The organism is Novosphingobium aeonii, from assembly GCF_052279045.1.
Taxonomy (GTDB): domain Bacteria; phylum Pseudomonadota; class Alphaproteobacteria; order Sphingomonadales; family Sphingomonadaceae; genus Novosphingobium.
Genome location: NZ_CP176832.1, coordinates 2198291 through 2213064, shown reverse-complemented (window position 1 = coordinate 2213064; position 14774 = coordinate 2198291). Strand labels below are relative to the sequence as shown.

Annotated in this window: 12 protein-coding genes; 6 read left to right on the top strand and 6 right to left on the bottom strand. The window is 64.2% G+C overall.

Features of this window, described 5'->3' with window-relative positions:
* Positions 1-64 precede the first annotated feature (64 nt).
* From ACLIMP_RS10805 to ACLIMP_RS10785, 5 genes are all read left to right on the top strand, one after another.
* Entirely contained in the window at positions 65-403 is a 339-nt protein-coding gene (locus tag ACLIMP_RS10805; RefSeq protein ID WP_324695020.1) for a PilZ domain-containing protein, read from the top strand.
* A gap of 146 nt (positions 404-549) precedes the next feature.
* Positions 550-2670, top strand: a complete 2121-nt coding sequence (locus ACLIMP_RS10800) for a TonB-dependent receptor (RefSeq protein WP_443477835.1) — start codon at positions 550-552, stop codon at positions 2668-2670.
* A 63-nt stretch (positions 2671-2733) separates the two neighbouring features.
* On the top strand, positions 2734-4050 hold the full coding sequence (locus ACLIMP_RS10795) for an MFS transporter (RefSeq protein WP_054438843.1): 1317 nt from the start codon (positions 2734-2736) through the stop codon (positions 4048-4050).
* Complete coding sequence (gene cysK, locus ACLIMP_RS10790; protein WP_185997451.1) at positions 4047-4964, top strand: cysteine synthase A; 918 nt, start codon at positions 4047-4049, stop codon at positions 4962-4964. Before ACLIMP_RS10795 ends, cysK begins: the two co-directional genes overlap by 4 nt.
* A 2-nt stretch (positions 4965-4966) precedes the next feature.
* Complete coding sequence (locus ACLIMP_RS10785) at positions 4967-5686, top strand: dienelactone hydrolase family protein (protein ID WP_324695016.1); 720 nt, start codon at positions 4967-4969, stop codon at positions 5684-5686.
* A gap of 53 nt (positions 5687-5739) precedes the next feature.
* Here ACLIMP_RS10785 and ACLIMP_RS10780 read toward each other — a convergent pair whose 3' ends face one another.
* From ACLIMP_RS10780 to ACLIMP_RS10770, 3 genes are all read right to left on the bottom strand, one after another.
* Positions 5740-6018: a hypothetical protein gene (locus tag ACLIMP_RS10780; protein ID WP_185997453.1), complete on the bottom strand. Its 279-nt coding sequence runs from the start codon at positions 6016-6018 to the stop codon at positions 5740-5742.
* Between the two features lie 411 nt (positions 6019-6429).
* The gene (gene hisI, locus ACLIMP_RS10775; protein WP_054438839.1) at positions 6430-6807 is read right to left on the bottom strand and encodes a phosphoribosyl-AMP cyclohydrolase; all 378 of its coding nucleotides are present in this window, start codon (positions 6805-6807) and stop codon (positions 6430-6432) included.
* A gap of 335 nt (positions 6808-7142) precedes the next feature.
* Entirely contained in the window at positions 7143-7922 is a 780-nt protein-coding gene (locus ACLIMP_RS10770; RefSeq protein WP_324695010.1) for a ComF family protein, read from the bottom strand.
* 106 nt (positions 7923-8028) lie between these two features.
* Here ACLIMP_RS10770 and ACLIMP_RS10765 point away from each other — a divergent pair, with 106 nt between their 5' ends.
* On the top strand, positions 8029-8787 hold the full coding sequence (locus ACLIMP_RS10765) for a class I SAM-dependent methyltransferase (protein WP_185997456.1): 759 nt from the start codon (positions 8029-8031) through the stop codon (positions 8785-8787).
* A gap of 51 nt (positions 8788-8838) precedes the next feature.
* On the opposite strand, the gene ppdK is transcribed toward ACLIMP_RS10765, so the two are convergent.
* From ppdK to ACLIMP_RS10750, 3 genes are all read right to left on the bottom strand, one after another.
* Entirely contained in the window at positions 8839-11502 is a 2664-nt protein-coding gene (gene ppdK / locus ACLIMP_RS10760; protein ID WP_443477834.1) for a pyruvate, phosphate dikinase, read from the bottom strand.
* A gap of 60 nt (positions 11503-11562) precedes the next feature.
* A complete protein-coding gene (gene glyS / locus ACLIMP_RS10755) occupies positions 11563-13647 on the bottom strand; it encodes a glycine--tRNA ligase subunit beta (RefSeq protein WP_324695006.1) in 2085 nt (694 codons plus the stop codon).
* Positions 13648-13767: 120 nt separating this feature from the next.
* Positions 13768-14673: a glycine--tRNA ligase subunit alpha gene (locus ACLIMP_RS10750; RefSeq protein WP_132468782.1), complete on the bottom strand. Its 906-nt coding sequence runs from the start codon at positions 14671-14673 to the stop codon at positions 13768-13770.
* Between the last annotated feature and the right edge of the window lie 101 nt (positions 14674-14774).

The window sequence follows — 14774 nt, the reverse complement described above, 5'->3', positions numbered from 1 at the left end:
TTCTTTGCCATTTCGATGCACCGTTGTCGCTCACAGTCACAACACCATCATGAGGCATTTAGAGATGACTGCAGGAGCGCAGCTCACTGTAACCGACAAGCGTCGCGCGGCACGGCACCCCGTCGATTACAAGGTGATTGCTGAACATCGCCAGCTCGGCGACCTCCATCTGCACATCGTCAATCTCTCTGCGCAGGGCTTCATGGCGCAAGGCGAACAACCGCTCGAACGCGGCGAACGCCTGGTCATGCGCCTCCCGGTGATCGGCCGGATCGAGGCCCATCTGATCTGGGCTCACGAAGGCCGCGCCGGCTTCCAGTTCGAGCGCATCATCCGCATCGACGACTTCCTGAAGCTCGTTGATACGGTTCAGCCGAACCCGCGCCTGCGCCCGCGCCGCTAAGGCTTGGCTGCCGGCGCCGCGATCAAGGGCGCCATTTATCCGGGAATTTCAGAACGAAACTCCATTCATCGCGCGTATGAAACGCCTTGTCGTCGCGAAACATTTCAGCATTGATATGTTATATCCTCGCAATTAGCCGGTTGAGCATGACGCTCCCAACCGCCCGAATCGCCCTGCTGGTGACTGCCAGCGCCCTCTCCTCGACGCTCGCCGTCATGCCCGGCACCGCTGCGGCACAGACCGGCTCACCCGCGCCGAGCGCGGCGGCCGACACGGACGGGCATCCGCAGGAAAACGGCCCGGAAATCATCGTCACCGGCCGCCTGATCTCCGGCAATGCCGATCCCATCGCCGCGCCGGTCGTGCTCTCGGGCGAGGCGCTGACCCGTGACCTCAAGCCGCAGATCGGCGAAATGCTTGCCAGCCTTCCGGGCGTTTCCAGCACCGGCTTCGCGCCCGGCGTGTCGCGCCCGGTCTTGCGCGGCTTTGACGGCCCGCGCGTGCAGGTGCTGCTGGACGGCATCGGCTCGCTCGACGCATCTTCCGTCTCGGCAGACCACGCCGTGTCACTCGACACGCTCAACGTGGACCGGATCGAGGTCCTGCACGGCCCGCGCGTGCTGCTCTATGCCAGCGATCCTTCGGGCGGCGTCGTCAATGCCGTGGACAAGCGGATCCCGCGCAAAGTGCCGGACAAGGCCTTCAGCCTCGATGCTCTGGGCTCGTTCGGAACGGCCGCGAACATGGTCAACGGCGGCGTTGCCACCGATATCCGGCTCGCCAGCCGCCTCGTGGCGCACTTCGACGCTTCCTATTACCACAGCGACGACCTCCACGTCGGCGGCTACGTCCTGTCGCCGGAACTGCGCGCGCAGACCCTGACGCAGGCTGGCGATCTTGCCGATGCAGGCGATCTCACCGGCGCGGCCACGCTGACCCAGCAGGCCAACCAGCGCGGCAAGATCGCCAACAGCGGCACCGAAGGCTGGACGCTGGGCGGCGGTCTCGCATTCATCGACGACGGCGGCGACATCGGCATCTCGGTGCAGCGCCTCGCCAACGACTACGGCATTCCCCCGCGTCCCTCGGCCGATCCCGAAGCAACCAGTATCTCGCTGCGCCAGACCCGCGTGGACCTTCGCGCCGGGCTGAACCTCGAAGGCTTCCTCAAGCGCCTCGAACTGCGCGGCGCCTATGGCGACTACGAGCACGCCGAGATCGAGGATGGCAACATCGGCACCCAGTTCCACAACAAGGCTGTGGAAGTGCGCGTCCAGGCGGACCAGGCAAAGCGCGGCATCTGGAGCGGCTCCAGCGGCATCCAGTATTCGTCCGCCCGGCTCGACATCAGCGGCGACGAGATGCTGCTGCCCGACAACAACACCGACCGCTTCGCCGTCTTCACGCTGCAGCACCTCGAAGTGGGCCAGTTCGACCTCGAAGGCGCGCTGCGTTACGAAAACACGCGCATCCGCACGATCCCGGCCGACGAGAAGCGCAATTTCGACCAGTATTCGGGCGTCGCCGGTATCGCCTGGCACCCGATCGACCATGTCACCCTTTCGGTGAACTATTCGCACGGCGAACGCGCGCCCTCGGCCGAAGAACTCTTCGTCGACGGCCTGCACGACGCCACCCAGTCCTACGAACGCGGCAATCCTGACTTCAAGGTCGAGCGCAGCAACGGCATCGAGGCTGGCATGCGCTATAACGGCGGCGACGTGGCGGGATCGGTTACCGTGTTCGGCACCAACTTCTCGAACTTCATCACTGCCGTGCCAACCGGCGAAGTGATCGAGGACTTCCCGGTCTACCAGTATCTTCAGGCCAGCGCCCGCTTCCGCGGTATCGAGGCCGAGGGCGGTGTAACGTTCGCGCACTGGGGCGGCGACAAGTCGATCAAGGCCGATGGCGGCGTCGATTATACCCGCGCGCGCCTGGTCGACATGGGCCCCGTGCCGCGCATCCCGCCGCTGCGCGCGCGCGGCGGCCTTGAGTTCGACTCCTCCGCCTTCACCCTTCGCGGCGAAGTCGAATGGAACGCGAAGCAGGACCGCGTGACCGAAAACGAAAACCCGACGAACGCCTTCACGCTGGTGAACGCCAGCGCGACCTGGCGTCCGTTCGGCGAACAGGGCCCGCTCTCGCTCATCCTCGCCGCGGACAACCTGCTCGACGTCACCGGGCGCCTCGCCGCTTCCGAAACGCGCGACTTCGTGCCCATCGCCGGACGCGACGTGCGTATCACCGCGCGCTTTACTTATTGATCCAAAACATAACCTATCGTTCCGCATGAGCGGCATGTCTTGGCAATGCTTTGACATGCTGCCATGCAGCGATCCGTGAGCACGATCCAGCCCCCCAGCCCGTCCGCCCCGAGTTCCGGGCCGGAACCTTCCTCGCCCCTGCGCATCGCCGATTATCGCAAATTCTGGCTCGCCCGCTTTGCGGTCGTCTTCGCCTCTACCGGCATGGTCGTCATCATCGGCTACCAGCTCTACGACGTGGCCCGCACCGACTACGGCATGTCGATCGCGGAAGCCTCGTTCCAGCTCGGCCTGCTGGGCTTTGCACAGTTCCTTCCGATCTTCCTGCTGACCCCGGTGGCAGGCGTCATTGCCGACCGATTCGACCGGCGGAAGGTTGCGGGTCTCGCCATGGCGGTCGACATCCTCGTCGCCATCGGCCTGGCCCTCGTCACCGAACTCGATCTGCGCAGCCTGCCGGTCCTTTACGTCTTCGCCGCGCTCCACGGCATTGCGCGTGTCTTCGTCAGCCCGTCGATGACCGCGATCGCGCCGAACATCGTTCCCACCAGCCTCATTCCCCGCGCGATCGCCTTCAACTCGATCGCCATCGAGGCCGGAACGATCATCGGCCCGGCCGCCTTCGGCTTCCTCTTCGCGCGCCACCACGCAACGCCGTACTGGATCGCCGCCGCGCTCATGGCGGTGGCCGCCTTCAGCATCACCAGCATCCGCAATCTGCCGCCGGTTCCCAAGGATGCGCGCCGGGATCATCCGATCCGCCAGATCGTGGACGGCTTCCACTTCATCTGGCGCGAGCGCTTCCTGCTGGGCTGCATCACGCTCGACCTTTTCGCAGTGCTGCTCGGCGGGGCGACCGCCCTGATGCCCGTCTTCGCACGCGATATTCTCCATGTCGGCCCGGAGGGCCTTGGCCAGATGCGCGCTGCAACCGCTGCCGGTGCCGCCATTGTTGCGCTCTGGCTCTCGTTCAGGCCGCTGGCCAAAAACGTCGGCGTGAAGATGCTGCTGTCGGTTGCGGCTTACGGTGCGATGACGGTGGGCTTCGGTCTTTCGCGCAGCTTCGTGGTGTCGCTGGGCTTCCTCGCCATGCTCGGCGCGGCCGACATGATTTCGGTGTTCATCCGCAGCTCGCTGGTCCAGCTGCGCACGCCGGACGACAAGCGCGGCCGCGTTTCGGCCATCTCCGGCCTTGCCATTTCTGCATCGAACGAGCTGGGCGAGATGCAATCCGGGGTGGCCGCAGCCCTGCTTGGCGCCACCGGGGCTGTTGTCTTCGGCGGCGGCGCTGCCATAGTCATTACCGCAATCTGGGCCTGGAGCTTTCCGGAGATCCGCCGTGCCCGTACCTTCGCACCACGATGGGAGCATGAGACATGAAGGCCGACAGCATCCTCGCCACGATCGGCAATACCCCGCATATCCGCCTATCACGGCTGTTCCCCGACCATGAAGTCTGGGTAAAGGCCGAACGCACCAATCCCGGCGGATCGATCAAGGACCGCATCGCGCTGGCCATGATCGAGACTGCGGAAGCCGAAGGCACGCTCAAACCCGGCGGCACGATCATCGAGCCGACTTCCGGCAATACCGGCATCGGCCTTGCCATGGTTGCTGCGGTCAAGGGCTACAAGCTCGTGCTGGTCATGCCCGAATCGATGTCGATCGAGCGCCGCCGCCTCATGCTCGCCTATGGTGCGACCTTCGATCTCACCCCGCGTGAAAAGGGCATGAAGGGCGCCATCGAGCGCGCCAGGGAACTCATCGAGACCACGCCCGGCTCGTGGATGCCGCAGCAGTTCGAGAATCCGGCCAACATCGCAGTCCACGTGAAGACGACCGCGCAGGAAATCCTTGCCGATTTCGCCGAAACGCCGATCGACGTGCTGATCACCGGCGTGGGCACCGGCGGCCACCTGACCGGCTGCGCGGAAACGCTCAAGCTGACCTGGCCCACGCTCAAGGCCTATGCCGTCGAACCTACCCTCTCCCCGGTCATCTCGGGAGGCCAGCCTGGGCCGCACCCGATCCAGGGCATCGGTGCCGGCTTCGTGCCTGCCAACCTGCACACCCAGTCGATCGACGGTGCGCTTCAGGTCGATCCGGCGGATGCCAAGGAATGGGCACGCCGCTGCGCCACCGAGGAAGGCATGCTCGTCGGCATCAGCTCGGGCGCAACGCTTGCCGCCATCGCGCAGAAGCTGAAAGAATTGCCTGCTGGCAGCCGCGTACTCGGCTTCAATTACGACACCGGCGAACGCTACCTGTCGGTGCCGGACTTCCTGCCGGAGTGACCATGCTCGAAACGATTGCCTACAGCCACGCCGGTCAGGATCTGACCGGCCACCTGGCGCGTCCCGAACAAGACGCGCGCGCTGCCGTGGTCCTGTTTCCGACGATAGCGAACGTCAACGCGGCCATGGAACGGCGAGCGGCGATGCTGGCCGATCTCGGCTACCTCGTCCTGATCGCGGACTTCTATGGCGAGCATGTCGCCAGCTTCGAGGCATCGTTCCCGATGGCCGAGAAGCTGCGCGCCGACAACGGGCATTACCGCGCCCGGATCGCGGCGGCCATCGCTGCGCTGCGGGCCGTTCCCGAGGCCGCCGGGCTGCCGCTGATCGGCATCGGTTACTGCATGGGCGGTCAGGCCGTGCTCGAAGCTGCGCGGGATGGGCAGGACCTGCTCGGTGCCGTGAGCTTCCACGGAACGCTCTCCACGATCAACCCAGCCGAACCGGGTGCGATCAAGCCCCGTATCCTCGTCTGTCACGGCGATGCCGACCCCCTTGTCCCGCGCGAGCAGGTGATCGGCTTCTGGGAAGAAATGGATCGCGCCGGCGCCAATTGGCATTTCCATGCCTATTCCGGTGTCCGTCACGGCTTCACCGATCCCGGCAGCGACGAACGCGGCATGGCCGCGATCGGCTACGATGCCAGTGCCGACCGGCAGAGCTGGGCAGCAATGCTCGCGTTCTTCGCCGAGATCCTGGGCTTCGACGAAGCGCGGGGATGATCCTCGATGCCGTGGCCGCCCCTCGGGACGGCCACGGCATCGGTTTCAGCGCGTCAGCAGCCGCGTGACTTGCCGTCCTCCGGGTGATGGCCACCCCAGTCTCCGTGGCCCTTTCCGGGCCTGCCGCCGCCCCACTTGTCGCCATGCGGGTTACCGCGCCCGAAGAGCCGCGCGAAATGGTCCCGGAACGCGTGGTTTCCACCGAAGCGGTAGGATTTCGCCGAGGCGCGCGGGTTGACGATGGATGCGGATGACTTGGTATCCGCCATTGCAGCGGTCGGCACGGCCATAAGGCCGGCCGTCACGGCAGCTGTCAAAGCTCTGTGCTTCATTTGCTTCCCTTCCATTTCCATACGCCCCGAACGCCTCGCAGGCGCCCTGCTCCCTTTGCACACCCCTTCAGGTCCGGCATTCATCGCGAATGACGGAAGTAGGGGCGAGGCCAGGCGACAGCCATCGGCCGGGGCACGAAACGCCGGCTGAAGCCTATAACAATGTTCGTTTTTTATGGGACGGGTGCGGCCGGAAACGGCCCTTGCACCCTGTCACCCTGGATAGTCGCTTGGCCGTTCGCGTGTTGCGAGCCGATTGCGACGACTTGTCCGTTCCATCCGCTCAGCCGAAGATGCTGAAAACTCGGCTTAATACGGTTAATCCTGGACGAATGGCCAGCAAGTGCATGTTCTTACGGAAAAACACGCGTCCCTGCATTTAAAGGATTTTCCGGGTTAATCCTGAAACAGTTAACCATCCACGGGCGAAAGCGAATCGCCTTCCAATGCACGGTAAAAGCAACTGCGGGCGCCGGTGTGGCAGGCCGGGCCCTGCGGAGTGACCCTCAGCTCGATCGCATCCTGATCGCAATCCACCCGAATCTCGTCGATCCGAAGGAAATGGCCCGATGTTTCACCCTTGAGCCAGAGCTTCCCGCGCGAACGCGAATGGAAATGGGCAAGGCCGGTTTCGCGGGTCTTCCGAAGCGCTTCCTCGTTCATGTACGCTACCATCAATATCTCGCGAGTCTGCGAGTCGACGGCGATGGCGATCAGCAAACCTTGCGCGTCGAATCGCGGAAGAAACGCTTTTCCGTGTTCCCGTTCAGCCTTGGTTACTTCGGACATGCCGGAAATTTCCCTGAATTGAATACATTGAACGTGGTTGTTGCACGATAACCACAGCCGTTGACCAAAATCCTCGTAGCCCCGCGACGCCTCTTTTCAACCCCCGGGTTTCGTAGGATTGTCGGCCTGCAGCTGGGGGGCTGCTTCTGACCCACAGGTCGCTGAGATACAAGCGCCACGGTTCAGGGAAAGACTGGAATACACTACGGGTGGTCTGGTTCAGTTGAATGAGGGATCGGGCCAGGCGGCCGACAGGGGGACCGCCGAACTGCGAAAGCAGGGTCCAACAGTTTCGTCACGAGGACGCCCGGAGCCACCAGCTCCGGGCGTTTTCGTTAGAGCCCTTCCTCAAATGGTACTTCGCGATCTCCTCCGCGCGTATGCTCCAGTGCTTCGTCCAGAACGCGTGCGAAACAAGCGATCACAACTTTGGCGGCACCGCCCCGCTTGAGCGCGGAAACGCAGGCATCGCTCGTCGCGCCACTGGTGAGCACATCATCCACAAGCAAGACCTTCGCGCCCTTCAGCCGATCCTTCCTCTTGCGGTGAACCCCGATCGCCCCCGAAAGCGCTCTCCGCCGAGCCTTCTTTCCCAGTCCACCAAGCGATGGAGTCGCCTTGCGGCGCTCAAGCAGATCGATGACAAGCACGCCGCCGGCCACTGCCGATATTTCCCGCGCCAGTTCGGCCGCCTGATTGTAACCTCGCCTCCAAATCCGCCAGCGATGCAGGGGAACCGGGACGACCAGCCAATCCTCTTCGACGAAGGGCAACTTGGCGCTCATCAACCTGCTCATCAGTTTCGCATGCGAGAGGCGATTGCCATGCTTCAAGGCCAGTACCAACTTGCGCGATGCCTCATTGTACAATGTCGCCGCGGCGATCCCGTCATGTCGGGGCGGATCGCCAAGACACGGCGCGCAGGTTGCCCCCTGTGGCACCCCGCCGCCAAACGGGCGTGAACACGCAGCACAGCTCGGCTCTCCGGGAATCGCCAGCTCCATCCAGCACGGCGGGCACAGGCCGCCATGCGCGATCAGTCCGTCGCCGCACAAAGGACAGCGCGGCGGAAATACAAGGTCGACGACCGGCATCACGGCCTGAGCGAAGGACATGCGCCGATGCTTACCCGCCGGAACCAGGGCGGCAAGCTACAAGGTGTTAACCCACTTGCACGAAGCGCAGTTGCGCCGAAGCGCGAGACGCGGCAGTTGGGCGGCCATGGCCAGCAAAGCTCCCCCCCGCATCTTCTCGCCCGACCGCCGCCTCGCCGCCCGCCGTCGCGCCCTCGTCCTCCAGCGGTCGCCAGACGCCCCCCGCTACCTGCTTGAGGACATGGTAGAGGATGTTCCCGAACGCCTTTCGTTCCTCCGCTTCGAACCCCGGCGCGCCCTCGTCGTGGGGGACTGGACGGGCAACCTTGCGCGCAACCTTCGCGCCAGCGGCGCGGAAGTCACGGAAGTGGATCCGGTCCACGGCTTCGACGAGGAAGCGCCCTACCCCTTCGACGGTTTCGATCTGATCGTCAGCCTTGGCACGCTCGATACCGTGAACGACCTTCCCGGCGCGCTTATCCATATCCGCAAGGCCCTGGCGCCGGGTGGACTGATGATCGCGAGCTTCCTGTCGCTGGGAAGCCTGCCGGTCCTGCGCGAAATCATGCTCGCAGCCGATGGGGATCGCCCCGCCGGACGCGTTCACCCGATGGTCGACGTGCGGGCGGGCGGGCAATTGCTCCAGCGCACCCTGTTCGCCGATCCGGTGATAGACCACCGCCCGCTCCAGGTTGGCTTCCGCAGCTTCGACCGGCTGATCGCCGATATCCGGGCCCAGGCCGCGGGCAGCGTGCTGGCCGACCCGGGGCCGGCTCTGGGCAAGGCGGCGCGGGCGCGGGCGCTGGAGGCGTTCGAAGCAGCCGGCAAAGATGGCCGGACTGTCGAACGCTTCGAGATATTGACCCTATCGGGCTGGAAAAAATAAGAAAAAGGCCGGGGCTTCCACCCCGGCCTTTTCTCTTTCGCGCGAGCCGCTTCAGGCCAGAGCGGCCTGGGCCGCTGCGAGACGTGCAATCGGCACGCGGTACGGCGAGGCACTGACGTAGTCGAGCCCGACCTTCTCGCAGAACGCGATCGAAGCGGGATCGCCGCCATGCTCGCCGCAGATGCCGAGCTTGAGATCAGCATAAGTCGCACGGCCACGCTCGGCACCGAGCTGCACCAGCTGGCCGACACCCTCGATATCGAGGCTGACGAACGGATCGCGCGGGTAGATACCCTTTTCGACATAGGGGCTGAGGAAGCGCGCGGCATCGTCGCGCGATACGCCCAGCGTGGTCTGCGTCAGGTCATTGGTGCCGAACGAGAAGAACTTGGCCTCCTCGGCGATCTCACCGGCCATGAGCGCTGCGCGCGGCAGTTCGATCATGGTGCCCACGAGATAGTCGAGCGTGCGGCCCTTCTCGGCGAAGACCTTCGCCGCAGCCTCGTCTACCACCTTCTTGAGGATCTGCAGCTCACGCTTGGTCGCGACGAGCGGGATCATCACTTCCGGCACGATCGCCTCACCCGAAGCCGCTGCGACTTCGCAGGCGGCCTCGAAAATGGCGCGCGCCTGCATCTCGTAGATTTCGGGGAAAGTGATGCCAAGGCGGCAACCGCGATGGCCGAGCATCGGGTTGAACTCGTGCAGTTCGTCCGCACGGCGCTTCAGCGTGTCCACACCGATGCCGATCGTTGCCGAAAGCTCCGCGAACTCGGCATCGCCGTGGGGCAGGAACTCGTGAAGCGGCGGATCGAGCAGGCGGATGGTGACCGGCAGGCCGGCCATCACCTCGAAAATCGCGATGAAGTCCGCGCGCTGTTCGGGCAGCAGTTTCTCCAGCGCCGCGCGGCGACCGGCCTCGTCCTCGGCCAGGATCATCTGGCGCACGGCCGAAATCCGGCCCGCGTCGAAGAACATGTGCTCGGTACGGCAAAGACCGATGCCTTCGGCGCCGAACTGACGGGCCATCCTGCAGTCGGCCGGCGTCTCGGCGTTGGTGCGCACCTTCATGCGGCGGTGCTTGTCGGCCCAGACCATCAGCGTGGCGAAATCGCCCGCCAGTTCCGGCTCGATGGTCGGTACTTCGCCGGCCATGATGTCGCCGGTGGCGCCGTCGAGCGTGATCACGTCGCCTTCCTTGAACTCGCGCGAGCCCATGCGCAGGGTGCGGGTCTTCATGTCGATCGAAAGGCCCGAAGCGCCGGAAACGCAGGGACGGCCCATGCCGCGCGCCACCACAGCCGCGTGGCTGGTCATGCCGCCGCGCGCGGTGAGGATGCCCTTCGCGGCATGCATGCCGTGAATGTCTTCAGGCGAAGTCTCGACACGGACGAGGATCACCGCATCGCCGCGCTCGGCGCGTTTTTCAGCGGTATCGGCATCGAGCACAATCGCACCCGAAGCCGCGCCCGGCGAGGCCGGAAGGCCCTTGCCGAGGATGTCGCGCGGCGCCTTGGGGTCGAGCGTGGGGTGCAGGAGCTGATCGAGCGCCATGGGATCGACCCGCAGGATCGCGGTGGATTCGTCGATCAGGCCTTCTTCCACCATGTCCACCGCCATCTTCAGCGCGGCCTTGGCGGTGCGCTTGCCCGAGCGGGTCTGGAGCATCCAAAGCTTCGTGCGTTCGACGGTGAACTCGATGTCCTGCATGTCGCGGTAGTGCTTTTCGAGCAGCTCGAACACCGCGGCCAGTTCGCCATAGGCGTCCGGCATCGCTTCTTCCATCGACAGCGGCTTTGCCCCTGCCCGCTCGCGCGCAGCCTTGGTCAGGTACTGCGGGGTGCGGATGCCGGCGACGACGTCCTCGCCCTGCGCATTGACCAGCCATTCGCCATAATAGGCCTTTTCGCCGGTAGCCGGATCACGCGTGAAGGCAACGCCCGTGGCCGATGTATCACCCATATTGCCGAAGACCATGGCCTGCACGTTTACCGCAGTTCCCCAGTCGCCGGGAATGTCGTTCAGGCGGCGATAGACCTTCGCGCGGTCCGAATCCCAGGAATCGAACACGGCCTGGATCGCGCCCCAGAGCTGCTCATGGACGTCCTGCGGGAACGGGCGGCCGAGTTCTTCCTCGACGATGCCCTTGTATTCCTTGACGATGGCGCGCCAGTTGTCGGCGGTCATCTCGACATCGTTCATGTAGCCGTTGTCTTCCTTGGCGATCTCGAGCGCTTCCTCGAAGCGATCGTGATCGAGGCCGAGAACGACGTCGGAGTACATCTGAACGAAACGGCGATAGCTGTCCCAGGCGAAACGATCGTCGCCCGAGGTCTTGCACAGGCCTTCGACGGTATCGTCATTGAGGCCGAGGTTGAGGACGGTATCCATCATGCCCGGCATCGAAACGCGCGCGCCCGAGCGGACCGAGACCAGCAGGGGATCTGCGGCATCGCCGAAGTTCTTGCCCACGGTCTTTTCGATGTGGGTGAGCGCTTCGGCTACATCGGCGCGCAGCAGGTCCGAGAAGTCACCGCCCTCGGCGAGATACTTCACGCACTCTTCAGTGGTGATGGTAAAGCCGGGGGGCACCGGAAGGCCGATACCCGCCATTTCAGCGAGGTTCGCACCTTTGCCGCCGACGACGACCTTGTCACGGGCGCGGGCATCTTCATGCTTAACACCGCCGCCGAACGTGTAGACCTGTCTGCTCATCTATCCCCTGACTTTCCTGTCCTGGTTGATAAAAGTTTCACGAGTTTCAGGGAAAGCTCCCTAGCCCTCGATCCTCGAAAAATCCGCAACATTGTGCACTGCAGCACGGAACCGATCAAGCAAGGCCAGCCTTGCATGGCGCTTTACCGGGTCGCTGTCGTTGACGATGACCTGATCGAAGAAAGCATCGATCGGCGCGCGGAGCGTGGCCAGCGCGGACATGGCCGAAGCGAAGTCCTCTGCCTCCACCGCCCGTGCGGCCTGAGGTTCAGCCGCCGCCACCGCGCCGAGAAGCGCCTGTTCGGCAGCCTCGGGCGCGTAGGTCACGTCCTGCTGCGCGGCGTAGACGCCCTTCATGTCGGGATGGTCGACGTTTTCCATGGGATCTTCGTCACCCGAGGGATCGACCTTATCCTTCCAATCTTCCTTGCGCAGGATATTGGCCGCGCGCTTGTAGCCGGCAAGCAGGTTCACGCCGTCGTCCGTGGCGACGAAAGCCTGAAGCGCATGAACGCGGGCCAGCAGGCGGACGAGATCATCCTCGCCGCCCAGCGCGATCACCGCGTCGATAAGGTCGTGCCGAACGCCCGCTTCCTTCTGCTGCACCTTGAGGCGGTCCACGAAGAAATCGAGCAGATCGCTCTCGGCAACGCCGAAGCGCAAGCGGTTGTCCGTGATGAGCCGTATGATGCCCAGCGCCGCCCGGCGGAGCGCGAACGGGTCTTTCGAGCCGGTCGGCTTCTCGTCGATCGCAAAGAAGCTGCGGAGCGTATCCAGCTTGTCCGCCAATGCCACAGCTACCGTTACCGGCGCGCTGGGAACTTCGTCGCCCTGCCCGACCGGCTTGTAGTGATCGCGGATAGCATCGGCCACGGCGTTGGGAAGACCTTCAGCACGGGCATAATAACCACCCATAAGCCCTTGAAGTTCAGGAAATTCCCCCACCATTTCGGTGACCAGATCGGCCTTGCAAAGTTCCGCCGCCTGGCGCGCGAGCGCCGGATCGCAGTTCGGGACGATGCCTTCGGCTGCCAGCCATTCCGCCAGCTTGGCCACCCGCTCGACCTTGTCGGCGACAGTGCCCAGCTTCTCGTGGAAGGTGATCCGCTCGAGCTTCTTCGCCTGCTCCGACAGCAGCGTCTTGCGGTCCTGCTGCCAGAAGAAACGAGCATCCGACAGACGCGCGGCCAGCACCTTGCGGTTACCGTCGACGATGGCTGCACCGCCATCGGTGGCGACGATATTTGCCGTACAAATGAAGGCGTTGGCCAGAGAACCTGCAGCATCTTCGCAAACGAAATACTTCTGGTTCACGCGCGCGGTCAGCTGGATAGTCTCGGGGGGAACCTCGAGAAAATCTTCCTCGAACCGGCCGAGCAGCGGCACCGGCCATTCGGTCAGGCCCGCGTTCTCGATCACCAGTCCTTCATCCTCGACCAGCACGAGCCCCGCAGCCTCGGCCGCCTCACGCGCCTTGGTGCGGACGATGTCCTGCCGTTCCTCTTGGTTCACAAGGACATGGGCGAGGTGCAGCTTGTCGGCATAGTCATGCGCGCCGCCGATGGTGATCTCGCCGGGGGCGTGGAAACGGTGTCCAAGCGTTACGTAGCCGGACGCGATGCCGCCCACTTCGCACGCCACGAGCTGTTCACCGAAGATCGCGACGATGCCGGAAAGCGGACGCACCCAGCGCAGCGATTCGGTGGAGATCGAGGCGGCGCCCCAGCGCTGCGACTTGGGCCACGGGAAGTTGCGAATGATCGCGGGGATCACTTCGGCAAGCACCTCGGCCACGGCGCGGCCGGGCTTCTCGACGACGGCAAAGTAGGTATCCTTGCCTTTGAGATCGCGAACTTCGAGCTGGTCCTTGCTCAGCCCGGTCTTGCGCAGGAAGCCTTCCAGAGCCTGTTCGGGCGCACTGGTGGCCGGCCCCTTGGTCTCTTCGCGGACCGCTTCGGTGGCAAGCGGCAACCCGTGCGCGATCAGCGCCAGGCGGCGCGGGGTGGACCAGACGGTCACTTCACCCACGGTGACGCCGGCCGCCGCCATGTCCTTGCGGAACAGCTTTTCGAGATCGGCGCGGGCGCCAGCCTGCATGCGGGCCGGGATTTCCTGCGAGCGGAGTTCGAGAAGGAAGTCGGTCATGTCAGTACGCCGTTTGACGGGTTGATGGGGCAGCTGCGGCGTCGTTCGACGAGCTCAGGACGAGCGGGGCCGGAAATGCGGCATTTGCCTCATTCCGCTCAGTGCGGGGCTGCCGAGGCCTCATACCGTCCACCCCGGGAACCTGGCTTCCCATTCGGCCTTGTTCTTCTCGATCCACGCCTCGCACGAACCTTTCGCCAGATCACGCACGCGGCCGATATAGCTGGCCCGTTCCTGCACGGAGATCACGCCGCGTGCCTGAAGCAGGTTGAAGAGATGGCTGGCCTCGATCGCCTGATCGTAGGCGGCGAGCGGGATTTCCGCCTCGATGCAGCGCATGCATTCAGCCTCGGCGGCCTTGAAGCCGGCGAAGAGTGCTTCGGTGTCGGCGATCTCGAAGTTGTACTTCGACATCTGCTGTTCGTTGGCAAGGAAGACGTCGCCGTAGCTCACGCCCTCGTTGTTGAAGCGCAGGTCGTAAACGCGGTCCACGCCCTGGATGTACATGGCGAGGCGTTCGAGCCCGTAGGTCAGTTCCCCGGCTACCGGCTTGCAGTCAAACCCGCCGACCTGCTGGAAATACGTGAACTGCGTCACTTCCATGCCGTCGCACCAGACTTCCCAGCCAAGGCCCCAGGCGCCCAGGGTCGGGCTTTCCCAATCGTCCTCGACGAAGCGGATGTCATGCGCCAGCGGATCAACGCCGATCTCGGCGAGGCTGGCGAGGTAGAGTTCCTGGAGATTCTCCGGGTTCGGCTTCAGGATCACCTGATACTGGTAATAGTGCTGAAGCCTGTTCGGATTCTCGCCGTAGCGGCCGTCGGTCGGACGGCGCGAAGGCTGGACATAGGCAGCTTTCCAAGGCTCAGGCCCAAGCGCGCGAAGCGTCGTGGCCGGATGGAAAGTACCTGCTCCCATGCGCATGTCATAGGGCTGAAGAATAAGGCAGCCTTGCGCGCTCCAGAAATTGTGGAGCGTCAGGATCATGTCCTGGAAGCTGAGCGGCTGTTTGGCGGCGGTCGACATCGAAATCCCGTCAAATCTCTTGGCTGCGCGGCCTTTGGCGGATCGAACCGGGCAAATCAACCGCGCAAGCCGCACTAAAATGACAGTTACCGCTACCTCAA